The 13870-nt window shown below is 51.1% G+C and carries 14 protein-coding genes, 3 tRNA genes and 1 pseudogene; 3 read left to right on the forward strand and 15 right to left on the reverse strand.

All coding sequences use genetic code 11. The features are described from left to right. Positions 1-251: 251 nt before the first annotated feature. On the forward strand, positions 252-881 hold the full coding sequence (locus OTG14_RS10300) for a hypothetical protein (RefSeq protein WP_267215025.1): 630 nt from the start codon (positions 252-254) through the stop codon (positions 879-881). A gap of 495 nt (positions 882-1376) precedes the next feature. Here the strand turns inward: OTG14_RS10300 and OTG14_RS10305 are convergent. The 6 genes from OTG14_RS10305 to uvrY form a co-directional block, all read right to left on the reverse strand. Continuing rightward, positions 1377-1463: transfer RNA gene (locus tag OTG14_RS10305), tRNA-Leu, on the reverse strand. Between the two features lie 11 nt (positions 1464-1474). Continuing rightward, a tRNA-Cys gene (locus tag OTG14_RS10310) sits at positions 1475-1548 on the reverse strand. Positions 1549-1594: 46 nt separating this feature from the next. Beyond that, positions 1595-1670 (reverse strand) — tRNA-Gly (locus OTG14_RS10315). A gap of 152 nt (positions 1671-1822) precedes the next feature. Continuing rightward, positions 1823-2371, reverse strand: a complete 549-nt coding sequence (pgsA, locus tag OTG14_RS10320) for a CDP-diacylglycerol--glycerol-3-phosphate 3-phosphatidyltransferase (protein ID WP_023336158.1) — start codon at positions 2369-2371, stop codon at positions 1823-1825. 56 nt (positions 2372-2427) lie between these two features. After that, positions 2428-4260, reverse strand: coding sequence for an excinuclease ABC subunit UvrC (gene uvrC / locus OTG14_RS10325; protein ID WP_267215026.1), 1833 nt, complete (start codon positions 4258-4260; stop codon positions 2428-2430). Beyond that, entirely contained in the window at positions 4257-4913 is a 657-nt protein-coding gene (gene uvrY / locus OTG14_RS10330; RefSeq protein ID WP_013096026.1) for a UvrY/SirA/GacA family response regulator transcription factor, read from the reverse strand. Before uvrY ends, uvrC begins: the two co-directional genes overlap by 4 nt. A gap of 373 nt (positions 4914-5286) precedes the next feature. Here uvrY and OTG14_RS23825 point away from each other — a divergent pair. Together OTG14_RS23825 and OTG14_RS10335 are read left to right on the forward strand one after the other, a co-directional pair. After that, positions 5287-5355 (forward strand): annotated as a pseudogene (locus tag OTG14_RS23825) (hypothetical protein); the annotation flags it as partial. 25 nt (positions 5356-5380) lie between these two features. After that, a complete protein-coding gene (locus tag OTG14_RS10335) occupies positions 5381-5605 on the forward strand; it encodes a DUF2594 family protein (protein WP_008500345.1) in 225 nt (74 codons plus the stop codon). Between the two features lie 66 nt (positions 5606-5671). On the opposite strand, the gene sdiA is transcribed toward OTG14_RS10335, so the two are convergent. From sdiA to OTG14_RS10380, 9 genes are all read right to left on the reverse strand, one after another. Beyond that, positions 5672-6394: a quorum-sensing transcriptional regulator SdiA gene (sdiA, locus tag OTG14_RS10340; RefSeq protein ID WP_157189388.1), complete on the reverse strand. Its 723-nt coding sequence runs from the start codon at positions 6392-6394 to the stop codon at positions 5672-5674. Positions 6395-6615: 221 nt separating this feature from the next. After that, entirely contained in the window at positions 6616-7368 is a 753-nt protein-coding gene (gene tcyN, locus OTG14_RS10345) for an L-cystine ABC transporter ATP-binding protein TcyN (RefSeq protein WP_008500343.1), read from the reverse strand. Then, a complete protein-coding gene (gene tcyL, locus OTG14_RS10350) occupies positions 7365-8033 on the reverse strand; it encodes a cystine ABC transporter permease (protein WP_063439354.1) in 669 nt (222 codons plus the stop codon). Before tcyL ends, tcyN begins: the two co-directional genes overlap by 4 nt. Positions 8034-8054: 21 nt before the next feature. Then, positions 8055-9041: a D-cysteine desulfhydrase gene (dcyD, locus tag OTG14_RS10355; RefSeq protein ID WP_024909770.1), complete on the reverse strand. Its 987-nt coding sequence runs from the start codon at positions 9039-9041 to the stop codon at positions 8055-8057. Between the two features lie 106 nt (positions 9042-9147). Next, entirely contained in the window at positions 9148-9948 is an 801-nt protein-coding gene (gene tcyJ, locus OTG14_RS10360) for a cystine ABC transporter substrate-binding protein (RefSeq protein ID WP_023336163.1), read from the reverse strand. Between the two features lie 86 nt (positions 9949-10034). Further along, positions 10035-10586: a flagella biosynthesis regulatory protein FliZ gene (gene fliZ, locus OTG14_RS10365; protein ID WP_008500339.1), complete on the reverse strand. Its 552-nt coding sequence runs from the start codon at positions 10584-10586 to the stop codon at positions 10035-10037. A 54-nt stretch (positions 10587-10640) separates the two neighbouring features. After that, on the reverse strand, positions 10641-11360 hold the full coding sequence (locus tag OTG14_RS10370) for an RNA polymerase sigma factor FliA (protein ID WP_014170714.1): 720 nt from the start codon (positions 11358-11360) through the stop codon (positions 10641-10643). A gap of 129 nt (positions 11361-11489) precedes the next feature. Further along, on the reverse strand, positions 11490-12695 hold the full coding sequence (fliB, locus tag OTG14_RS10375) for a flagellin lysine-N-methylase (protein WP_032646306.1): 1206 nt from the start codon (positions 12693-12695) through the stop codon (positions 11490-11492). A gap of 62 nt (positions 12696-12757) precedes the next feature. Further along, the gene (locus tag OTG14_RS10380; RefSeq protein ID WP_023312294.1) at positions 12758-13582 is read right to left on the reverse strand and encodes a flagellin N-terminal helical domain-containing protein; all 825 of its coding nucleotides are present in this window, start codon (positions 13580-13582) and stop codon (positions 12758-12760) included. Positions 13583-13870: the final 288 nt, after the last annotated feature.

Consider the following 13870-nt stretch of genomic DNA (forward strand, 5'->3'; position numbering starts at 1 on the left):
GGGCTTGATATTAGAGAGTTAGGCTTAACGTTCTGGTATGGCAGCAAATTCTCGGGCACAGCACGATCGTGATGATGATGAGATACGATCACTTCGCGCTAAGCCAGAGGCACAAAAAAACCACCTTTCGGTGGTTTCACGACACTGCTTATTGCTTTGATTATTCTTTGTTTCCCATGGTAGCCGGAGTGGGACTTGAACCCACGCAGCGCAAACGCCGAGGGATTTTAAAACTATAAGGAAGGTTAGAAATGGACAGCGCGAAATCCTGGCTGAAGAGTCTGGATGCTGGCGATTCCGGCTTCCAGGTTTCTGTAGCGCAGGGAATGCTCTATTTTCCGATTAGCATGTATTACCTCGGTTATGACTTCATAGACACGGCTCATCGCCATGCTAATTTTGATGGTCGTGTGAGGATGGCGAACATGTTCAAACGAGGAATATCGGTTACTCAGGAAACTCAAAAAATAGTTAACGCTGTTATCAGAGAGTTCATGTCAAAAGTTAACATGGATAATATTCAGGGGATTGCACAAAATTTTACCGGCGTAATGGTTGGTAAATTCATATTCGCGGAGCTAACCGGAGTAAAACTAGATGCTGCCGTATCGTCACGCATTATGACCTCGTTCGCCCCTGGCGTGGTCATCGGAAGCGCTCTCACGATTGGCGCAGAAACATCGAGAGCTATCTATACGGCTAGAAAGCTTGAAAACCAGAACCCTGTACTCTACTACCGACTTAAGAGTATGGGGGATTTGGATCTTCTGTATTTTCTTGTTGAAGAAAAATTGAAACCTTTTCTTGACGCATGCAGCGTAGCAGATGTAGACAAGCATGAATTTAACGAAGTATGTAAATACTTTTTTGGTGGGTTATGAACACTCAGGACATTATCAAGTTAATAGCATCCCGAATTTTGCGCGGGTTGGGAATGGGAATTGCTTCTGCGGGCCTATTGTCCTGTATTTATTTCTTTTCATTTTCAAAAGACGAATCCCGTTTTATCTGGGGTGCAGCGTCTGGTGCTCTCATTGTCCTTGGTTACTTTATATACCGAATTGCGATACTCAAGGTTTTTGACGAACGTTGAAGACCTCAATTGCTCATACTCCATCAAAAGCCCACCGATTGGTGCGCCTGGCGTTGGAGGGTCAGGGTTAACTGCTTCCTACCATAATGAGATGACGGAAAAGCATCGGATGGGATGAAATCAGCTGGTAGCTTATCGCGTGGTGCGTGTTTGGTTGATGCTCGCGGGGCAGTAATGCCCTCTTCTTGTGTCGAAGATGAATGGTGAAAAAAAGACAATAAAAAACCACCTTTCGGTGGTTTACACGACACTGCTTATCATTGATTTTATTCTACTTTTCCCATGGTAGCCGGAGTGGGACTTGAACCCACACAGCGCGAACGCCGAGGGATTTTAAATCCCTTGTGTCTACCGATTCCACCATCCGGCCAGGGAAGAAAGTGGAGGCGCGTTCCGGAGTCGAACCGGACTAGACGGATTTGCAATCCGCTACATAACCGCTTTGCTAACGCGCCGTTAAATCTTTAAAGCTGACACCCGCAACTGCGCATGTCTTTAATTTGGAGCGGGAAACGAGACTCGAACTCGCGACCCCGACCTTGGCAAGGTCGTGCTCTACCAACTGAGCTATTCCCGCATGTCATCAAGTAACTGTCTAACCACTTGATTTCATTATCGTCCGGCTGACTGTGCCGCCGTTCGATGCGTTGCATTCTACTGATATGACGTTATGAGTCAACGTTATTTTTTACATCCCCGGATCGTTTGCTGAAATTTACGGCGAAACGATCACTGATCAAGCAAATCCCCGCGCGCAGCGTTCAAATATTGCAGCATAGACCACAGGGTCAGCACTGCCGCGACCCACAGGAGGCCAATCCCCGCCCACTCAACCCAGGCGTTCGGACGCCAGAGCATCCAGACCAGCGCCGCCATCTGCGCCGTCGTTTTGACTTTACCAATCCACGAGACCGCTACGCTGCTGCGTTTCCCCAGCTCCGCCATCCACTCGCGCAGTGCAGAAATGATGATCTCACGGCCGATCATGGTTGCCGCAGGCAGCGTTACCCACCAGGTATGATAGTGCTCGGCCACCAGCACCATGGCGATAGCGACCATCACTTTGTCCGCCACCGGATCGAGGAAGGCACCGAAACGGGTGCTTTGATTCCAGCGGCGCGCCAGATAGCCATCAAACCAGTCTGTTACCGCTGCGATCAGGAAGAGCAATGCGCAGGCAAAAGGTGCCCAGACAACCGGCAGGTAAAACGCCAGCACAAAGAACGGGATGAGTACAACACGAAAAAGAGTGAGCAACGTAGGGATATTATATTGCATAGTGACGGTAACTATTTGTTGTCAGTAAAATTTAGCTCTATGTTGCTACAGAGCCCTCAATGTTTCAACGAGTAGTAGATCTTTTCTGCCAGCCCTTGCGAAATACCCGGCACTTTTGCAATTTCCTCCATGCTGGCGTTGAGTAATCCTTGCAATCCGCCCATATACTTCAGCAGCATCTGACGACGTTTTGGCCCCACGCCTTCGATCGTCTCCAGTGAACTGGTGTTTTTCACCTTCGCCCGTTTTTTGCGGTGACCGCTGATGGCGTGATCGTGCGATTCATCGCGAATATGCTGGATGACGTGCAGCGCCGGGGAGTCCGGTGGCAGACTGAAGCCCTCACCTTCCGGCTCGAAGAACAATGTCTCCAGCCCGGCCTTACGATCGACCCCTTTTGCGACACCCAGCAGCAGCGGATGGTTTTTATCCCAGCTGACATCAAGCGACTCAAATACTGCTTTCGCCTGGCCGAGCTGCCCTTTCCCGCCGTCAATCAGGATCACATCCGGGATTTTGCTCTCCTCTATGGCTTTACCATAGCGACGGCGCAGCACCTGATTCATCGCCGCATAGTCATCACCCGGCGTGATGCCGGTGATGTTATAGCGGCGATACTCGGCGCGCAGCGGGCCGTTAGCATCAAACACCACGCAGGACGCTACCGTCTGTTCCCCCATCGTATGACTGATGTCGAAACACTCCATCCGCTTCACTTCCGGAAGCTTCAGCAGCGCCGCCAGGGCCGTTAAACGCTGGTGCACCGTCGACTGCTGCGACAGCTTAGTGGTGAGTGCCGTCGCCGCGTTGGTTCGCGCCAGCTTGAGATAACGCGCACGATCGCCGCGCGGTTTGGTTTGAACATTCACCCGGCGGCCCGCCAGTTCAGAGAGCGAATCGGCCAGCAGGGTTTTATCATCAAGATTAAAATCGAGCAGGATCTCAGAAGGCAACGTGCGCATCTGGCTCCCCTGCAGATAGAACTGGCCGACAAAGGTTTCCACCACTTCACCCAGCTCGGTACCGCCAGGGACCTTCGGAAAATAGCTGCGGCTGCCGAGCACTTTGCCCTGTCGAATGAAAAGAACGTGCACGCAGGCCATCCCGGCGTCAAAGGCGACGCCGATGACATCAAGATCGTCACCGGCATTCGAGACAAACTGTTTCTCTGTGACTCTGCGCACCGCCTGAATCTGGTCGCGGATACGCGCTGCCTCTTCGAACTCCAGAGCAGCGCTGGCTTTTTCCATCCGCGCGATCAGCTGCGTTAAGACCTGATCGTCTTTTCCGGCTAAGAACAGGCGCACATAATCCACCTGCTGCGCATACTCTTCTTCACTCACCAGTCCAGCCACGCACGGTCCCAGGCAGCGGCCAATCTGGTACTGCAGGCACGGGCGCGAGCGGTTACGGTAAACGCTGTTTTCACACTGGCGGATCGGGAAGATTTTTTGCAGCAGCGCCAGCGTTTCACGTACGGCATAACCGTTAGGGAACGGCCCGAAATATTCACCCTTCGCATGTTTTGCCCCGCGATGCATGGCGAGGCGCGGATGGGTGTCGCCGCTCAGAAAGATAAACGGGTAGGATTTATCATCCCGCAACAGGACGTTATAGCGCGGCTGGTAGAGCTTAATATAGTTGTGCTCAAGCAGCAGCGCTTCTGTCTCTGTATGCGTGACGGTAACATCAATATTCTGAATGAGTGAGACCAGCGCTTCGGTCTTACGGGAGGCCAGATTGCTGCGAAAATAGCTGGAGAGACGTTTTTTAAGATCTTTAGCCTTCCCCACATAGATAACCGTACCGCCAGCGTCATACATGCGATAGACGCCAGGCTGGCTGGTTACGGTTTTCAGAAATGCTTTTGAATCGAACACATCACTCACTGACTTAACAACGTCTCCGCATTACACAAACCATGTCGGATGGCCAGATGCGTCAGTTCGACGTCACCATGAATGTTCAGTTTACTGAACATCCGATAACGATAGCTGTTTACCGTTTTCGGGCTGAGATTCAGCTGTTCCGAGATCTCATTCACCTTCTGACCTTTGGTGATCATCAGCATAATCTGCAATTCACGCTCGGACAAACTGGCAAACGGTGATTCAGTTTTCTCGGGCTCAATCTGACTCAGCGCCATCTGCTGAGCGATGTCGGATGCAATGTAACGCTGTCCGGCAAACACGGAACGGATTGCATTGACGACTTCCTGCGGTGCAGCACCTTTACTCAGGTAACCCGCTGCCCCCGCCTGCATCACTTTCGCGGGCAGTGGATTTTCGGTATGCACTGTCAGCATGATGACTTTGGTGTCTACAAAGGTACGCGCGATTTTGCGTGTTGCCTCAAGACCACCGATACCGGGCATGTTCATATCCATCAGCACCACATCGGCGGAGTTAGTACGGCACCATTTTACCGCATCTTCACCACAGCATGCCTCACCGGCAACTTTAATACCTTTAATATCTTCAAGAATGCGTCGTATCCCTGCGCGCACCAGTTCGTGGTCATCAACAAGAAGGACGTTGATCAAAGGAAATGTCTCCAGAATAGGGATAACGCTACTGAGTGATAATTTGGTTTATATTAACGGTTTTCCTGACAAGATTAAAACGTTAAAAAACCGGCTATTCGATTTTGCTCTCGTTTTTGGAAATTAGCCTGTACAGGCGGTGGAAAGAGAGGCCGTGTTTTTAGGGCTCTTGCGGCTTTTTTTAATCATCTGTATTCAAAAAGTTACAAAAAACTTGCAGGCTTTCCCTGCAAAAAAAACAGATCTCAAATTTTTGTAACAATAATTAACGGCAAGCGAGCCGGGCATAAGCAATTAATAGCCTGTAACAGCGCTTCAGTTTACCGGTACGTTCTGTTTACGCAATTAAACATCCACGTAAAAGTACGAAAAACAACCGCTGCATTTTTTGCTTCAGCTTGTGGTATACTCCGCCGCCTTGACTTTCGTCGTCGCGCTTTAGCGCCGTTTAATAATGAGGAAAATAAATGAGCACACCTGAATTTGCCACTGCGGAGAATAACCAGGAACTGGCACAGGAAGTAAACTGCCTGAAAGCACTGCTGACGCTGATGCTGCAGGCGATGGGCCAGGCTGATGCCGGTCGTGTGATCATTAAAATGGAAAAACAAATCGCGGAGATGGAAGACCAGGCTGAATCAGCGGTATTTGCTAACACCGTTAAGCAAATCAAGCAAGCGTACCGCCAGTAACAAAAAACGGCTGGATGCAGTGCATTCAGCCGTTCGCTCGTCTGTCACGCAGAACGTTTTACGGAGTCAGATCAGTCCCGTTGCCGCCGCATAGCATGCGATCTGGGTCTTATTGGGCGCGTTAAATTTCTTCTGCATATTCTTCTGATGGAAGTTAACGGTATTCTCTGAGATCGAGAGAATGATCGCTATTTCCGCTGACGTCTTCCCTTCCGCAGTCCATTTCAGAATTTCACGTTCGCGCTTGCTGAATTTCATTTCGGGCGGCATGACCATCTCATGGTCAAAACGCATCAGAGAGGTTAAGGCCATTTGCACCAGCATTTGCAACCGCAGTTCTATTTCCTCATGGGCTAATGGTCCTTCCTGTACACGAGTACGAGAAACAGAGAGGAAGCCGAGCGCATGATTTGGCAGCATCAGGCACTGCGTTATTCCCGCGCGTAAACCGTGGTCCTGGGCGCAATGCCATAATTCCTGCGCCTCAGCGAATAATGCGTCTGTCCAGGGGAGATGCCCCTGAATGAAATTCTCCGCTTTTAAAACCGGATCGATCGCGAAATAGTTCGCGGATTGATATTGCGCCATCCACAGCTTGGGGTAAGTGGTTTGCAGGGAGATCTTAGGGCGGGTAAATGGCACGGGATGGCGCACGCAGAGCGCGTAATAATCGAATTCCAGCGCCTGAGTTTGTCGCTCCAGCTCCTGATATACCTCGGCGGCACAGGTCAACTCCTGAAACCGGAGGGAGCAATCCCGTCGCCAGGTGAAAAAGTCTAAATCCTTCATACTTACTAAATGAAGCCTCTGAACAGATAATCATTATTATGGTGAATATAAGCTAACACAGAAAACTTTTTTCTAACCACAAAATATCGGCAATAGCACAATTAACTTTACTATCGATAAGGTTTACCCGAGCCGGATGGAATAAAAAAACAGAGGCCTTCACAAAGAGGGAGAATAATTTGCTCCAGGGTAATTTTCTGGAGCAAATGCGTGCAAAAATGCTATTGCATAAGGAATTTTTCAAGGAACTGACGGGTTCGCGGCTGTTGAGGGTTGGCGAATAAGCTTTTCGCCGGCCCCTGCTCCACAATCCGCCCCTGATCCATGAAGATGGCTCTGTCAGCAACATCGCGGGCAAAGCTCATCTCATGCGTCACGATCACCATGGTCCGTTTTTCCTGCGCCAGCTGGCGAATGGTGTTCAGCACCTCACCCACCAGTTCCGGATCGAGCGCTGAAGTCGGTTCATCAAACAGGATCACGTCCGGGCGCATCGCCAGCGCGCGCGCTATCGCCACGCGCTGCTGTTGCCCTCCCGACAGACGCCGCGGATAGCTGGTCTCTTTCCCCGCCAGCCCGACTTTGGCCAGCAGCTCGCGAGCGCGCGCCGTCGCTTCCTCTTTAGGCTCACCTTTAACGATAACCGGCCCTTCAATAATGTTCTCCAGCACCGTACGGTGCGGGAAGAGGTTGAAGTTCTGGAAAACGAAGCCGACATGCTGGCGCAGACGGCGAATCAACCCTTTCTGCTGGCTGATAGATTTCCCGGTATCAATCGTTATCTCCCCGACCCGAATGGTACCGCCTTCCGGCTGTTCAAGCAGGTTAATGCTGCGCAGCAGCGTGGTTTTCCCTGAGCCGCTCGGCCCAATGATTGCCACCACTTCGCCCTGCTCGACTTCAAGATCGATCCCGTGGAGCACCGTTTGACCGTGGAATTTTTTCACCAGGTTTTTGACGTCGATAGCACTCATTTTGGATCACGCTCCTGGCGATTAAGCTGGTTTTCGAAATAGTTTTGCAGGGCAGACAGCACCGTCGCCATCACCCAGTAAATCAGCGAGGCAGCCAGATACATGGTAAAAACTTCAAGCGTACGGGAGGTGATGAGCTGTGCCTGACGGAACAGCTCCGGTACCTGAATCGTTGCCGCCAGGGAAGTATCTTTCACCAGACTGATGAAGCTGTTGCTCAGCGGTGGAAGCGCCACGCGCGCCGCCTGCGGCAGAATGGCCCGGCGAAGCGTCTGCCATGGCGTCATCCCGATACTGGCCGCCGCTTCCCACTGGCCTTTGTCAATGGAGGAGATGGCCGCACGCAGGGTTTCAGAGGTATACGCCGCAGTATTGAGCGACAGACCAATCATCGCTGCGGGAATCGGATCCAGCTCGATACCAAACTGCGGTAAGCCGTAGTAGATCATAAAGAGCTGGGCGATAAGCGGCGTACCGCGAAAGACGGAGATATAAAAACGCGCCAGCCAGCGCACCGGCAGGATGGGTGACATGCGCATTAAGGCCAGCACAAATCCCAGTACCAGCCCGAAGAACATCCCGCCGATACTGAGCTGCAACGTAAATACCGCACCTTTCAGCAGATACGGCATAGAATCAATAACCAGTTGAATACTTTCTTGCATTATTATTTTTCGACCTGACTTTTAGACATGAGGATGGTAGGCAAACAGCGCAGGCGCCCCACCTGTATGGACAAATAAAATCGGCCCTTCATCCTTAAAGCGTTTCTGCGCAATGCCATCAATCAGTCCGGCCATCGCTTTGCCGGTATACACCGGATCGAGCAGTATCCCCTCGAGGCGGGCCAGCAGTTTCACCGCTTCCATGCCCTCTTCGTTCGGCGTGCCGTAACCCGGCGCAAAATAGTCATCCCAGAGCAGAATATCGGCCTTTGCCTTCAGCTCCAGCTGCGCGGCGACCGCCTGCTGTAAAGTCACCACTTTCGGCTTCTGATCCGCGACGCTGCGGGACACCGTCACGCCAATCAGCTCGACGTCCGGCAGCAGTTGCTCCAGCCCTACCGCCAGCCCGGCATGCGTGCCTGCACTGCCGGACGCGACAACCACGGAGGAGAGGCCCACCGCGCCCTCGCACTGTTGGGCAATTTCCAGCGCACTTTCCACATACCCCAGCGCGCCAAGCGCATTCGAACCGCCAACAGGGATAACGTAGGGGCGGAAACCCTGCGCTTCCAGACGCGTCGCCAGCTCATCAAGCTGGGCGGTCGGGTCGGTCAACGCCTCCACCATTTCGACCTGTACATTAAACAGGTCCAGCAGCAGACGGTTACCGTTGGTGAGATAGTTTTCTGCCCGCGTGCCAATCGGGTTTTCCAGCAATGCCACGCAATGGAGTCCGAGCTTTGCCGCCACTGCCGCCGTCTGACGAACGTGGTTGGACTGGATAGCCCCGGCAGTGATGAGCGTATCCGCGCCTTCGCGCAGGGCGTCCGCCGCCAGAAACTCCAGCTTACGCAGCTTATTGCCCCCCATCGCCATCGGCGTCACGTCATCACGCTTAATAAAAATATCGCGCCCTAAATAATCAGAAAATCGCGGCAGGTACTCCAGCGGCGTCGGCGCGCCGATAAACTCCAGGCGAGGAAAGCGCGTTAAATTCTGTAGTGACATGGGTTCTCCGGTAACTCTGACAAAATGTGATATTTTTCATTATGCACGCAGACGCGAAAGAAATAAAAAAGGCGCTTTTAAAAGCGCCTTTTTTTACGTCAGAAACTTATTTCGTGACGTCTGCACCGAACCACTTCTCGGAGAGCGCTTTCAGGCTTCCGTCTTTTTGCATGTCAGCAATCGCGGAATCAATCGCTTTGACCAGGTCTTCGTTACCTTTACGCACGGCCACGCCTGATTCCTGACGAGAGAACGCATCACCCGCTACCGCCAGGGTGTTGTTGGTTTTCTTCACCAGATCCAGCGCTGCCAGGCGGTCAACCAGAATGGCGTCGATACGGCCCACGCGCAGATCCTGGTATTTCGTCGGGTCATCATCATAGGTGCGGATATCCACGCCCTGCACGTTCTGGCGCAGCCACTCTTCGTAGTTAGTCCCCAGACCAACACCGACTTTCTTCCCTTTCAGGTCTGCGGCAGTTTTAATCCCGCCTTCGTTGCCTTTCTTCACCAGCGCCTGAATACCGGACACGGTGTACGGCGTAGAGAAGTCATACTTCTTCTTACGCTCGTCAGAAATGGTCACCTGATTAATCACCACATCAATACGTTTGGAATCCAGCGACGCCAGCATACCGTCCCATTTGGTCGGTTTCAGTGACGCTTTAACGCCGAGGTGCTTCGCCAGCTCTTCAGCAAACTCCACTTCGAAACCGGTCAGCTTACCGTCATCGCCCTGGAAGCTGAACGGAGGATACGTTCCTTCCAGCCCAACCAGCAGCGTACCGCGCTCTTTTACTTTATTCAGCAGGTTTTCTGCGGCGAACGTTTTCACGCTCATGCCCGCAACCAGCGCAACGGCCATAACACCCATCAGCGCCTGACGACCCAGAAGTGCAAATTTCATAAATACCCCGATATAGTGGAATTTTTACGTAGTGTAGAGAAATCGCCTGTAACGTCAAAGGCGACTGCGCTACATCTTATTCTTTTTTAATATATATCAGAAGTTGTTCCGGCGTGGGCTTTCTGCTTTATGGCACCCGGCATTTGTACCTTGTATTGCGCATACTTGCGCAGCGCAATTCGGTAGTTATTGGTGCTGGTCGCAGGCAGCCACGGCTCCAGATTTTCATCCAGATAACCGGTTTTCAGCAGATCGCGAGAAATATTGTTTACGGTCAGATGTTGCCCAAGGCGACGCAGGCGAACCACATATTCGCGAACGGTACCGTGGCTCATCTCCGTTTGTTCAAACAGGAATTGCTTGAAGCCGATGATGTCGAAGAAGTCGCTTTGCTCTTTGCAGTGGAGATCCCCACAGAAACGGCAAAGCGCCACCCACTCTTTTTGCTCTTCGAGCCATGCTGCTTCGTCCATCAACGTGTCGAGGCGCGAAATCGCAATCTTATTGACGATTTCGCCCCGGCGAACCAGCGTGATACGATCGAGTAACTTGTTACAGTGGGCGCAATGCGTCTGGCTGTGTTTAAAGTCTTTCAGGTAGCGGCTTAAAGGCCGTCTTTTAGATTGCTGCACCGTCATGATAACTCCTGGTTGTCAATACGTTGTGCGGCATTTTTCAGGTGAATCAATCACCTATAACTTACCCAGCTTGGTTCGTAAGCGTTTAATGGCCTGGCTGTGCAGCTGGCTCACCCGCGACTCTCCCACCTCCAGAACAGCGCCAATCTCTTTGAGGTTAAGCTCTTCCTGGTAATAAAGGGTCAATACCAGCTGTTCGCGTTCAGGCAGAGCTTCAATAGCCTCCATGACGCGCTGGCGTAAATTCCCTTCCATTAAATGGTGTAACGGGTTTTCTTGCTGGTGCTCATCCGTCACCAGCTCGATGCTATCGCCATGCTCTTCGCGCCACTCGTCATAAGAGAAGAGTTGGCTATTATTGGTATCGAGCAACATCTGACGATACTCTTCAACAGCAATGCCAAGACGTTCCGCCACTTCGGTTTCCGTTGCGTTACGTCCCAGTTCCTGTTCCAGCTGCCCCATCGCATGCGCCACTTCGCGCGCGTTGCGGCGAACACTGCGCGGCACCCAGTCGCGGCTGCGCAGCTCGTCCAGCATCGCACCACGAATACGCTGAACTGCGTAAGTCGTAAATGCCGTTCCTTGCAGAGCGTCGTATCGGTCAACTGCATTCAATAACCCGATACCGCCCGCCTGTAGCAGATCGTCGAGTTCCACGCTCGCCGGCAAGCGCACCTGGAGGCGCAATGCTTCGTGACGCACCAGCGGGACATAACGCTGCCACAGCGAGTGTTTATCCATTACACCTTCAGCGGTATAGAGTGAATTCACGATAAACAGCCCTGCGTTAGTTGAGTTATCGGCATGATTATCCGATTCTGCAGGGCGTTCAATTGGATGAAAAAGGGGGATAAAATGAGGTTATTCTGAGGTTGCCCACAACAGGGGCAACTTTTCTGCCTAAATTAACAGTTGTAACAATGAAAGATCGTCGCCCAGTTTGACGCTATCTATATGTTGATGAAAGAGCTTTCCCGCTTCCTGATTATGCTGGCTAAGGGAGTGGAAGCTGTAAATAACATCAATAATATTATCTTGTTCAATTTTTCCCGCCACGAGAGCCTGACCGGCAAGTAACGTTTTCAGGAAATAGAACTCCGCAACGATTAAATAAAGATTATTCAACATGCTGCGGCCATTGTTCTGTGGGAAGCCCTGCTCCCAGAGTTTGTATTTAAAAAAGTTCTTAAATAAATGGTCATTGGTCGCCAGGTAACTGCCCGCCACATCGCGCCAGACGGACTCGATGTTCTCCATGACCTTCTCTGCCGGTACGGCATCACCGACAGATTCGAACTGTTGATAAAGCTGAGTAAAATAGCGGTTTAATACCGCGCCGCCGCGAGCGGTCGCTTTCTTCGTAAAGTAGCTCTGAATAAGCGAAATTAACGCGAATTTCAGGCTGTAGTTCTGATTAAACCCGCCCAGTTCCGTTTTGATTTTACCGCTCACCAGTTCGTTAACCAGCGAGAAATAAACCGTTTCAAGCGTGCCGATATTCTCTTCGAGATTCTCGAGCTTTTCAGCCACCATGAGGAATTTCACCACGGCGTAAACCTGCTCTTCAACGCAGACCGCTTCAACGCTGAAAAGGTTCTGGCAGAAGAGATTGATGACCTTTGCTTTTAAATCAATCATTGGCGCAGTATTGACGTCCTGCTGGACAATGACAGATTCCATCATCGACATAGACTCCCGATCGTTCAACAGAAGTCGGGTCACTTCCGGACACGAGAGGTTCAGCGATTTTTCGATTTCATTTTTATAGACCCGGTTTGTTCGTGGAAACGACGAACAGGTTGGGCTTAACGCCTGCGCGCCCATGGCGCTATGAATAGAACAGAGTTTTTCAGTATCCATAAACGGGCAGTTTTTACTTTCCGTATGGAAAATCACTTCGCCCCAGTTGCCATACTGTTTTTTGGTAACTTTTATCGCCGTTTTCGCCGTATGACGAATGGCGGCATTTTTGCTGTTCAGGTAACGGTTAACGGAGGATTTATCAAACGCGATGGTCCAGCCCTGACAACAATGTTCACGGCATTCCCCACCGACACATGAAAAATCTGCGACCAGCTTTGGTTGAGTGACACTGATTTGTTTCACAGGCGGATTCTCAAATAGCAGAGATAAAAAAACCCCGCCGAAGCGGGGTTTCACGCGTAATATTAACGCAGCAGAGACAGAACGGTCTGTGGAACCTGGTTTGCCTGAGACAGAACAGAAGTACCAGCCTGCTGCAGGATCTGCGCGCGGGACATGTTGGAAACTTCAGTTGCGTAGTCAGCGTCCTGGATACGGGACTGAGCAGCAGACAGGTTGTTAGAGGTGTTGTTCAGGTTGTTGATTGCAGAAGTGAAGCGGTTCTGCACAGCACCCAGACCAGAACGTGCTTTATCAACGGTAGCGATAGCTTTGTCGATGGTGTTCAGGTCAGTAGCGGTCATTGCTTTCAGGTCGATAGCGTTCACGCCCAGAGTAGTAGAGTCAGCTTTAGCGCCGCTCAGATCCAGGTTGATGGTGTCGCCGTCGTTAACGCCAACCTGAATTTTAACCACACCAGCAGTACCTGCAGTGCCGTCCAGCAGTTTGATGCCGTTGAAGTCAGTTTTGCCCGCAACACGGTCGATTTCAGCCAGACGAGCGGTAACTTCATCCTGCAGAGAAGCCAGGTCAGATGCGCTGTTGGTGCCGTTGCTTGCCTGAACAGCCAGTTCACGAACACGCTGCAAGTTGTTGTTGATTTCGTTCAGAGAACCTTCAGCAGTCTGCGCCATGGAGATACCGTCGTTGGCGTTACGTGCAGCCTGGGTCATCCCTTTGATCTGAGCGGTCATGCGGTTTGCAATCGCCTGGCCAGCAGCATCGTCTTTCGCGCTGTTAATACGCAGACCGGAAGACAGACGCTCGATAGCAGTGCCCAGAGAAGACTGAGATTTGTTCAGGTTGTTCTGAGTGGTCAGGGACAACAGGTTAGTATTGATAACTGCCATAATTTTGTTTCCTTCAAAAATTGGGTTTTAGGTCCGGTGCCTAACACTCACAGCGTCTCTCACCGTCAACAAGGTTATCGACGGGTCCCCAAAAGACTTTAGAATCAATTTTGAAAAAATTACAAGTAGATGATTATTAACGATTTTATTTTTAAAAAATCAATTAAGGTCCGCCAGAGGCTTATTATTTACGCTTTTTAAATGCACAAAGAGATGACAAAAAAGGCACACACTTATTCGTGTTTTCAATGCAATGATAATGACCCTAAAGTGCAATCCTTTCATTTA

The sequence above is a fragment of the Enterobacter pseudoroggenkampii genome, assembly GCF_026420145.1.
In the GTDB taxonomy this organism is placed as follows: Bacteria; Pseudomonadota; Gammaproteobacteria; order Enterobacterales; family Enterobacteriaceae; genus Enterobacter; species Enterobacter pseudoroggenkampii.

Excerpts from the sequence above, each read along its gene's own strand:
- OTG14_RS10300 (WP_267215025.1), top strand. The coding sequence starts at position 252 with ATGGACAGCGCGAAATCCTGGCTGAAGAGTCTGGATGCTGGCGATTCC.
- pgsA (WP_023336158.1), bottom strand. The coding sequence starts at position 2,371 with ATGCAATATAATATCCCTACGTTGCTCACTCTTTTTCGTGTTGTACTC.
- OTG14_RS10335 (WP_008500345.1), top strand. The coding sequence starts at position 5,381 with ATGAGCACACCTGAATTTGCCACTGCGGAGAATAACCAGGAACTGGCA.
- sdiA (WP_157189388.1), bottom strand. The coding sequence starts at position 6,394 with ATGAAGGATTTAGACTTTTTCACCTGGCGACGGGATTGCTCCCTCCGG.
- tcyN (WP_008500343.1), bottom strand. The coding sequence starts at position 7,368 with ATGAGTGCTATCGACGTCAAAAACCTGGTGAAAAAATTCCACGGTCAA.
- tcyL (WP_063439354.1), bottom strand. The coding sequence starts at position 8,033 with ATGCAAGAAAGTATTCAACTGGTTATTGATTCTATGCCGTATCTGCTG.
- dcyD (WP_024909770.1), bottom strand. The coding sequence starts at position 9,041 with ATGTCACTACAGAATTTAACGCGCTTTCCTCGCCTGGAGTTTATCGGC.
- tcyJ (WP_023336163.1), bottom strand. The coding sequence starts at position 9,948 with ATGAAATTTGCACTTCTGGGTCGTCAGGCGCTGATGGGTGTTATGGCC.
- fliZ (WP_008500339.1), bottom strand. The coding sequence starts at position 10,586 with ATGACGGTGCAGCAATCTAAAAGACGGCCTTTAAGCCGCTACCTGAAA.
- OTG14_RS10380 (WP_023312294.1), bottom strand. The coding sequence starts at position 13,582 with ATGGCAGTTATCAATACTAACCTGTTGTCCCTGACCACTCAGAACAAC.